The sequence below is a fragment of the Dyadobacter sp. genome, from assembly GCF_039919315.1.
Taxonomy (GTDB): Bacteria; Bacteroidota; Bacteroidia; order Cytophagales; family Spirosomataceae; genus Dyadobacter.
Genome location: NZ_JBDSFX010000029.1, coordinates 25,652 through 34,479 on the forward strand (window position 1 = coordinate 25,652; position 8,828 = coordinate 34,479).

At 43.8% G+C, this 8,828-nt stretch carries 7 protein-coding genes; 3 read left to right on the forward strand and 4 right to left on the reverse strand.

Annotated elements, in window-relative coordinates; translation table 11 throughout:
• The first annotated feature begins 137 nt into the window (after window positions 1-137).
• Both lpdA and ABIO93_RS08575 read left to right on the forward strand, forming a co-directional pair.
• The gene (gene lpdA, locus ABIO93_RS08570; protein WP_348066527.1) at window positions 138-1,535 is read left to right on the forward strand and encodes a dihydrolipoyl dehydrogenase; all 1,398 of its coding nucleotides are present in this window, start codon (window positions 138-140) and stop codon (window positions 1,533-1,535) included.
• Between the two features lie 150 nt (window positions 1,536-1,685).
• Complete coding sequence (locus tag ABIO93_RS08575) at window positions 1,686-3,437, forward strand: response regulator (protein WP_348066529.1); 1,752 nt, start codon at window positions 1,686-1,688, stop codon at window positions 3,435-3,437.
• Window positions 3,438-3,461: 24 nt separating this feature from the next.
• Here ABIO93_RS08575 and ABIO93_RS08580 read toward each other — a convergent pair whose 3' ends face one another.
• Together ABIO93_RS08580 and ABIO93_RS08585 are read right to left on the reverse strand one after the other, a co-directional pair.
• Window positions 3,462-4,472, reverse strand: a complete 1,011-nt coding sequence (locus tag ABIO93_RS08580; protein ID WP_348066531.1) for a polysaccharide deacetylase family protein — start codon at window positions 4,470-4,472, stop codon at window positions 3,462-3,464.
• Between the two features lie 93 nt (window positions 4,473-4,565).
• Window positions 4,566-6,326, reverse strand: coding sequence for a DUF4153 domain-containing protein (locus ABIO93_RS08585; RefSeq protein ID WP_348066533.1), 1,761 nt, complete (start codon window positions 6,324-6,326; stop codon window positions 4,566-4,568).
• A 135-nt stretch (window positions 6,327-6,461) separates the two neighbouring features.
• Here ABIO93_RS08585 and ABIO93_RS08590 point away from each other — a divergent pair, with 135 nt between their 5' ends.
• On the forward strand, window positions 6,462-7,442 hold the full coding sequence (locus ABIO93_RS08590; RefSeq protein ID WP_348066535.1) for a hypothetical protein: 981 nt from the start codon (window positions 6,462-6,464) through the stop codon (window positions 7,440-7,442).
• Between the two features lie 30 nt (window positions 7,443-7,472).
• Here the strand turns inward: ABIO93_RS08590 and ABIO93_RS08595 are convergent, their stop codons facing one another.
• Window positions 7,473-8,450, reverse strand: a complete 978-nt coding sequence (locus tag ABIO93_RS08595; RefSeq protein WP_348066537.1) for a bifunctional ADP-heptose synthase — start codon at window positions 8,448-8,450, stop codon at window positions 7,473-7,475.
• A 46-nt stretch (window positions 8,451-8,496) separates the two neighbouring features.
• On the reverse strand, window positions 8,497-8,828 hold a 332-nt coding region (locus ABIO93_RS08600), incomplete at its 5' end, for a GNAT family N-acetyltransferase (RefSeq protein ID WP_348066539.1).

The window sequence follows — 8,828 nt, forward strand, 5'->3', positions numbered from 1 at the left end:
ACAAAGGTATAACAATTCGCAAGAATGGTCGGTTTCACATAAATAGGAAGCCTTGTAGATGTAGGCATTCCGGCAAATCGTCTTAACTTTGCGTGAAAATTTTGTCAACCCATTTCGTACAATAAAAATACCAGAAAATGGCTCAAACATATGATGTGATTGTAATTGGTAGCGGCCCCGGAGGTTATCCCGCAGCCATTCGTGCTTCCCAATTAGGACTTAAAGTTGCAATTGTTGAAAAAGAAAGTTTAGGAGGAATTTGCCTTAACTGGGGTTGCATCCCAACCAAAGCACTGCTGAAAAGTGCCCAGGTTTTTGAATACATTAAGCATGCAAAAGACTATGGTATCAATGTAGGTGATTCGTCTGCCGATTTCGGAGCCGTGATCAAACGCAGCCGCGGCGTTGCCGATACCATGAGCAAAGGGGTATCATTTTTGATGAAAAAGAATAAGATCGACGTCATCATGGGTACTGGTAAAGTAAAAGGCCAGAAGACAGTTGAGGTGACGGATAAAGATGGCAAAAAGGTTGACTATACTGCCGGCAAAGGTGTTATTATTGCAACAGGCGCACGTGCCCGTGAATTGCCAAACATTAAAATTGATGGTCAGAAGGTAATAGAATACCGTAAAGCCATGAGCCTTGAAAAACAACCTGCATCATTATTGGTGGTTGGTTCAGGAGCTATCGGAATGGAATTTGCATACGTATATGCATCAATGGGTACCAAGGTGACTGTTGTTGAATTCCTTCCAAACCTTGTTCCGGTAGAAGACGAGGACATTTCAAAAGAAATTGCGAAACAATATAAGAAGATCGGCATCGAGACTTATGTCAATTCTTCTGTTGAAAAAGTCGATATAAGCGGTAACGGTTGCAAAGTAACGGTGAAAACACCGGATGGCGAAAAGACATTTGACGTAGAAGTTGTGCTTTCAGCGGCTGGAATTGTTGCAAATCTTGAAAATATCGGTTTGGAAGAAACAGGTATCAAAACTGACAAAGGTAAAATCACCGTTAACGAATGGTACGAAACCAGCGTTCCCGGATTCTTTGCAATTGGTGACTGTACGCCTGGTCCGGCATTGGCACACGTTGCTACTGCTGAGGCTATTATCTGTGTTGAAAAAATTGCAGGTCACAAAACCGAGCCTCTTGACTACGGTAACATTCCGGGATGTACATTCTGCCAGCCAGAAATTGCCTCTGTTGGATACACCGAAAAGAAAGCAAAAGAAGCAGGCTACGAAATCAAAGTGGGTAAATTCCCATTCAAAGCTTCTGGTAAAGCGGTAGGTGCCGGTGTCACCGATGGTTTTGTAAAAGTGATCTTTGACGCAAAATATGGTGAATTCCTTGGTGCTCACATGATCGGTGCCAATGTTACAGAAATGATCGCAGAAGTAGTAGTTGCACGTCAGCTGGAAACAACTTCGCATGAAATCCTTCGCTCGATCCACCCTCACCCGACAATGTCTGAAGCATTGAAAGGCGCAACTGAGGCAGCTTACGGCGAGGCGATTGATTTGTAGTTTGGAAATATAATTTTATAAAAATCATAGGGTATTCATTTAATCGGATACCCTATTTTTTTAATGATTTGTGTAAATTTGGAATCTTGTCGAAAAGGAGTTACTTCCTGTCATTCATAGTGATACGGGTATTTTTAAAATTTTTGATTCTTGAAGAATGCTAATTACTCCAATGATTTTGATGAACTGTGGAAAAAGGAGAGTGAAATAAAGTCGCGCTGGGGTAATCTAATCTTCTGCTTTGGATATTTATTTGGCTACCCTGCGACCTCCCTGCTCTATCTTCTGAGAAATGACCCAGGTTTTCCTGAGGTATTAAAGGCCGAACTCATATTCAGCGGTGTTACGCTGATCCTGCTGATCCTGCATTTCCTGGGGAAAATAAATGCTCAAAAGACCACCTTTCTGGTGTACCTCGCATTGCTTCCCGCACATGCGTACATCCTCGCAAATGTGCCGCACGCGTCTTACGACCGGGCGACGTTCAACATGACACTCGCGCTGATCTTTTCGTTCATCGTGGTCAGATGGCGGGCTGCATATGGTTTTATTGTCACATTTTTACTGTTCCTGCTCTTTCCGGCCGCTTTGTATGTTGGTCACCCAACCTACTTTTACCAGTTCATGAGTGAAGGAGGACTGTTTTTCTTTATGGGACAAATGCTATTCCCATTTATTGTGTATTTCAATGAGCGAAGGCACAAACGTGAATTTTATTACCGGTATGCCCTGGAAGAACAGAACCAAAAACTTGAAAAACAAAAGGAAATAGCAGAAAATGCGACATTGGCCAAGTCAGAATTTTTATCGACTATGAGTCATGAGATCAGAACACCATTGAATGGTATTGTTGGAATTGTACATCTTTTGCAGGAAAATAAGTCAAGGGATAGTCAGGAAAAGGAATTGATAGAGACATTAAAATTCTCATCCACTCACCTGATGGCGGTCGTCAATGACATACTTGATTTCAACAAGATCAATTCCAATCATGTGAAGCTTGATCCGGTCAGTTTTAATCCGGAGTTGCTGCTCAAAAACCTCCAAAATACTTTTGCGCCGAAAGCCAGAGAGAAAAATCTGGACCTGATATTCGAGACATCACCGCTCCTTCCGAAGCTCACCGGCGACCAAGTAAGGCTCAGCCAGATCATTACCAATCTGGTACACAATGCGATCAAGTTTACGGATCAGGGTTTTGTGAAATTATCAGTCACAGAAATGGGCAGGACCAGCCATTTGATCAGGTTGGAATTCAAAATTTCCGACAGTGGTATTGGTATTTCCGAGGATCAGCAAGCAGCCGTTTTTCAAATTTTCACACAAGTGAAAAGCCTGGTCAAAAGGCAGGATGGCGGAACCGGGTTGGGCCTCGCGATTTCCAGAGAACTGGTACGCCTGTTTGGAGGAGAGTTGAAACTCGAAAGTAAGCTGGGAAAAGGGTCCACATTCTCATTTCAAATTGCGTTGCCCTATTCTATTTTACAGCAAGAGCTTGAAAAACCCGCTGAAAAATCATTGCCTGAAATCAGTTCCAAAGCCAAAGTACTCCTGGTAGATGATAATTCGACCAATTTACTACTGGCTAAAAGGCTTTTGGAACGAAAAGAAATACCTTTCGACATTGCTTCTAATGGCCAACAGGCGGTTGAAATGCACCTTTCGGATCGTTATGACCTAATTTTTATGGATTTAAGAATGCCGGTTATGGATGGATTCAAAGCCACAAGCCTGATCCGTCAGCACGATGCAAAGATTCCCATCGTGGCGCTCACCGCGTCTGCATTCGAAGACGAACGCGAACGTGCGATGACCAGCGGATTTAATGGATACCTGGTAAAGCCCTTTCTCCCGCCCGACTTTTACGACATTGTTTACAAGCACATCGGGATTGTGGATTAACAGCCGGAAATAGCAGCGCAACCGCTATTTTACCTTTTGCCGACGCTGCATTGCCTCCCGCCAGGTGGTCAGAATGATCCCTTCTTTTTCAATGTATTTTTTAAGCTCAGGATCGATCATTGCCAGAAAATCGCCTTCTCTTGTCGGCCAGGAATCAGAGATCTTTGGAAAAACCTCGGTATGAATGGTGCAATGCATGATGACCATCGTTAGGCCGGGTTTCAGTTTTCCAAATGCCTCCATGTATTTCGCAGTCTTATATTTTTGTAGTGCTTTTTCCGACTGATCACCGTTTTCAGGCCCTTTCCAGCCATAACTGGTGTTTTCAAGATCGTCGAGCACGGGCAAACCAGCATTCCAAAGTTGCTTTCCTACTTGCTGGGTCATTTCAAATCTTTCCGCGATCATCTTTTCTTCGGCCTTAATAGCCGTATTATGGCCGCCTGGAAACATGACTGGAATTTTCTCCTGCATTCCAACTTTCAGATATCTTTCCAAAAATTCAGGTTTAGCGAAGAGCGTTCCCATATGCGAATCGAGGTGTGTAGGCTCAAAGCCCATTGTTCTGGCCCGATCCAGCTGTGCCCGGATCTCCATTTCAACTTCATCGGGAGAAGCATTTTTTACAACATCAGCCACACCCCGCCACATTGCTCCCTGGGGATCGACCAATCCTTTTACCTGATTTTTGCCCGCTAATGGTCCCCAGCGATAATCTTTCCATTCGGAAGTCATGGTGAGGTGCAAGCCAGCGTCGATATCCTTATTTTGTTTCCAATAATTAACAAAACCCGGTACCCAGCCGCACGGCATCATCACACTCAGCGAATTAGCAACACCCTCCCGGATTGCCTTTATAGCGCCCTGGTTCGACTCGTAAGACATTCCGACATCATCTACGTGAATGATCAATACTTTTTTGCCTTTCGGGTACCCAAGCTTTTCGGCATAAGTAGTCTCGGCGGTTTGGGCGAAAGAGTAATGACAAGCTAAGGTAACGAGCAGGAGTAAGATTTTTGTGGTAAGGGATTTCATGGACGTGTAGTTTTGATGATAAGGCAGAAGTTATTTGTAAATACCTTTTGCAAATGATTTCGTACTAGTCTTGCCCTTATTTTGTGTCTGGACTTATTTGTACAGGAGAATCCCCTGAACGAAATAAGTATCGTCATTTTTTGAAATAGATCTTACAACCACTTTAATTTGATTTTGAGCGTCTTTATGGGTAAAAACCAACTTTTCCTGAGGAATATCCATCGATTGATTGCCAAATTCTGCGGTTAATTCCTTAACCTTTTTGGCGATTTCCAGATCAGTTACTTTTTTGTTGTTCCGGTAAAGACTTAGTTTACTTCCTTTGTTATCAGGCCGGATGTTCCATTCCTTACTTCTCGTCTGTTTCTCATCACCGGAGTCGAAAAAGGTCATTTTATCAAACCCCTGGACAAGAATTTCCTTACTGGCACTATCCGAAAATTCTGAGGAAAAATTCGCATAATTCCTGGCTGGCGTTGTTAGAGATACTTCAATGTGCCTTTCAAGAACAACCTCCATTTTTCTATAATACTCATACTCTTTACGATTTTTTTCCGAAAACCCTTCGAAATATGGTTCTAGACCAATCTGTTCCCGAGATCTGAAAAAAGCAATAATGGACGTGAGTTCCTCGTAATCTCCCGCCTTCATTTTGATCTTCCCTGTGATCTGATTTTTAGCATTGAGGATTTTGTGTTCAGCTAAAATGTTATGAAATTGTTTTAACTGGCTGTTTTTAGAGACCTCAAAAATATTCCACGGACCCATTGGCAGCAAAAAGCAAAGAATGGAAAGGCTTATCGGTATCCAGCGAATGTCGTCGCGCTTTCCCGATAAGAAATAAATGGTAATAACAGCCAACCAAATAGCAAGTACGGCAACAATGTAGCGGTTTTCAGTAATGCCATAGTCACCGATCCTTCTCGTAATGCCGATGAACAGGAGGACGATCAATGGCAGAAGGGCCAGGTAATACCGCCGGCTGAAAATTTGTATCCACCGGTCGTCCTGATTTTTACGCAAAGGATAAAGTAGCAATAGGGCAAAAATTCCGGCAATTGAAAATGCCAATACCAGGTAAGCAACACCACCTTCCGGCAATTTCCATTCAAAAAGGATTTTACCTGTGTAAGCGTAAAGTATGATCAGATAAATGACTTCCAGAGGCAGCAGGACATATTGCGTGAATATTTTCAGACCATTAGGATACTCAGTTTGCTGATCCAGGTCACGAAGATTATCCGGGATTTTATTCAGAAAGAAGACGGTATGAAAAAAGGTAAATATTACAATGGCAAGATCCATTTCAATCTGCGCCGAAAACTCCACTTTGAACAGATATTTGATAGCCTGAATGGCGATTAGTAGTCCAATGAATAGGGTAAGTGAATACAATAACGCATTCAGAAATTGCAGAAAAAGTGTTTTGTTGAACTGCCAGAATCCATTTGGCTCATCAAATCCAATAAATGGGGCAAACGAAACGACAAGGTGAGCTCCCGCCAGGAAGAGTATGAAGCGATAGTAATCTGCTTGAATCGGATCTTCAGGCAGGCTGAAATAGTATAAGACCAGCAGGCCCGCAAGGCCAGCCATGACTCCGATGGTCCATGAACTTTTCCAGGCACCCCTTCTCGCCGAAAGCAGAACGGCCAGTGATAAAGGCAGGGCAAGGAATGAAACATAGGCTAAACGGATCAGCCAATTTCTTTCACTTTCAAGGGCATCGGGTGTCTCTGTGTAGCGTAGCAGTACGGCCATTTTGATTAGAGCAATCGCGACAACCCATTTGTATCGAACCGTAGTTTGAACAAAGTTTTCAGTCAGAGATTGAATGGAAGGTAATTTCATCATGTGTGGGTAAGATTATTTGTATAGCGAATGTAAATCAACAAATTTTTATTTGAATTCTGGTGCCACTTCGAAAGTACAATAGCGACCGTCTTTTCACGTTATTTGCGGAACATAACGCACCCCTAATTTCTCCGCATGACTTATTCTCGCATTCTGATCATTTGCTTGTCAGTAGCTTCACTGACTTCGGCAAAAGCACAGCATTTCGCATTAAGCCGGCTTTTTTATCCTAATGTCACACTGAAAGCGGATTACAATGTGCCGTCGAGTATGAATGGTACGAATGATTACGGAGTTTCAAGAACTGGATTTTTTGGGATCATACCCGTTCAAAGCGAGGTGCAATTGGGATACAGCCTTCGGAAAAAATTCGATTTGCGGGCGGTACATACGGTCGTACTGGCGCAGTATACCCAGATACAACCGACCATTGACGGCAAAAATGACCCTGAGAATGGTTACAAAACGCTTTCGCTGGGAGTCATTCGTTTGCAGGCCAGTATTAAGGATCGCCTTTGGGTTTACGGCGGCGGGTTGGGAATGACGGAAACCAATGAGACCTTTTTTAGTCCGCAACCTTTTTTCTGGGGAGGCGCCGCGAGGATGCATATTCTTGGTTTGAGGACGCAGATCATGTACGGGTCTGTGTTGGCATATAACCAGAAACTGCGGTTCGTTCCTGTTTTCGGGATCAATAAGGGCTTGGGAAAACATTGGCGCGCATCTGCACTGCTTCCTTTTATGGCCAATGTCAATTACAAAGCTACCAAATGGTTTAATGTAGATATGCTGGCGGGTTTGAATGGATATAGCGGCGGTTTTCAGGTTCAGACTCCCGAGGAAAAATCATTACGCCGTGAAAATTACAGGCATATCAAAGTCGGAGTGGCTGCCAATGCGCATTTGTTTACGGTACTTAATGTTTCCCTTGAAGCGGGCGTGACCACTTTTCGTCAATTGCGGACGTTCAACAGCGCGCGAGAAAATCTGACCTCGTACACACCTGCGACCACGCCTTACATTGGCGCGAGTGTACGCTACATTACAAGCAGGTCGCGCCTGTCTTCGAAGTTTACGAGGAGAATGGGACTTGGTGAGGCTGGGATAAACTGGTAGTTTTTTAGAAAATAGCCCTTTAAAATAATTTTAGACTAGTTTTTCAGCTTCTGTTTTCAACAGGTTTTTGTCGATAGGCACTACACCTACCATTTCACAAACCAGTCCACCGCCCAGATTCGAGATAGCCGCGATGGATTTGGGTGGCAACCCTAATGCAACACAGCAAGCCGCAATGCTGATCACCGTATCGCCAGCTCCTGAAACATCGGCGATCTGGCGGATATGCGCAGGCAGCGTATGTACTTCTTCTTGAAAATCAATGATAACACCTCTTTCCGAAAGCGTGATGAGCGCTCCTTTAACGTTGAGTGCTTCTTTCAAATGTTGAACAGTAGCCCGTAGTTCTTCCGGATTATCCACATTGAATTCTACTTTCAAACCCTCACGCAGTTCTTTCAGATTGGGTTTGAAAAGGGTGGTGTGGCTGTAAGCCAGAAAGTTACGTTTCTTTGGATCAACTACTGTGGGCACATTGTGAGCATTGGCAAAGGAAGTAATCTCGGAGATAGACTCGGGAGTTAGTACACCTTTGTCATAATCTTCAAAAATGATGACCTGGCAGGATGGAATCAGCTCTTTGGCTTTGGCGATCAGTTTTTCAGTTTCTGATGCTGAAACAGGTTTATCAGTTTCGGTATCGATACGGACAACCTGCTGAGAACCAGCAATAATCCGTTCTTTGATCGTCGTGATCCTGTGTTCGCTGCGGATCAGTCCTTCGCAGTTCAACCCCTTTTCGGTCAGGCTGTTTTCTAACAAATCGCCAGCACTGTCGGCACCGATTACGGAGCAAATAATGGCTTCTGCGCCCAATGACTGGACATTCAAAAGGACATTACCCGCACCACCCAGCCGGTATTCACGGGTCTGGACATTGACCACGGGAACCGGGGCTTCTGGTGAAATTCTTTCTACTTTTCCCCAAACGTATGAGTCCAGCATCACATCCCCGATCACCAGTACACGCAGGGAATTAAATGCTTCAAATACCTGATTAATATTCATTGAAATAATACCGTATTGAAAATCTAAACTTTTGCCTGACTAAAAATCAGACGTTGGCAACAAAATGGAGGCTAGTAACCTGAAATCTTTTATTGAGATAGAGCCTGTGAGCGTCTGTTCTCGCTTCACTTACCCCGGAATCCAGATGGACCTGATTGTAGTTTTCTTTTTGCGCGTAATCCATAATCCAGTCGACGAGAATGCCTGCATAACCTTTGCCGCGATGACCAGGTAATGTCGACAGGTCGTCAATGTAGATATATTTTCCGCGGAAAAGGTTGTAGCCGGTTTCAAAAACCGCAATGGCCGCAGCCTCATTGTTATCTTCGATAAAAACGATTTGGCGGTTATCCGCAAGGGTTTTCTGTACTGCCTCGT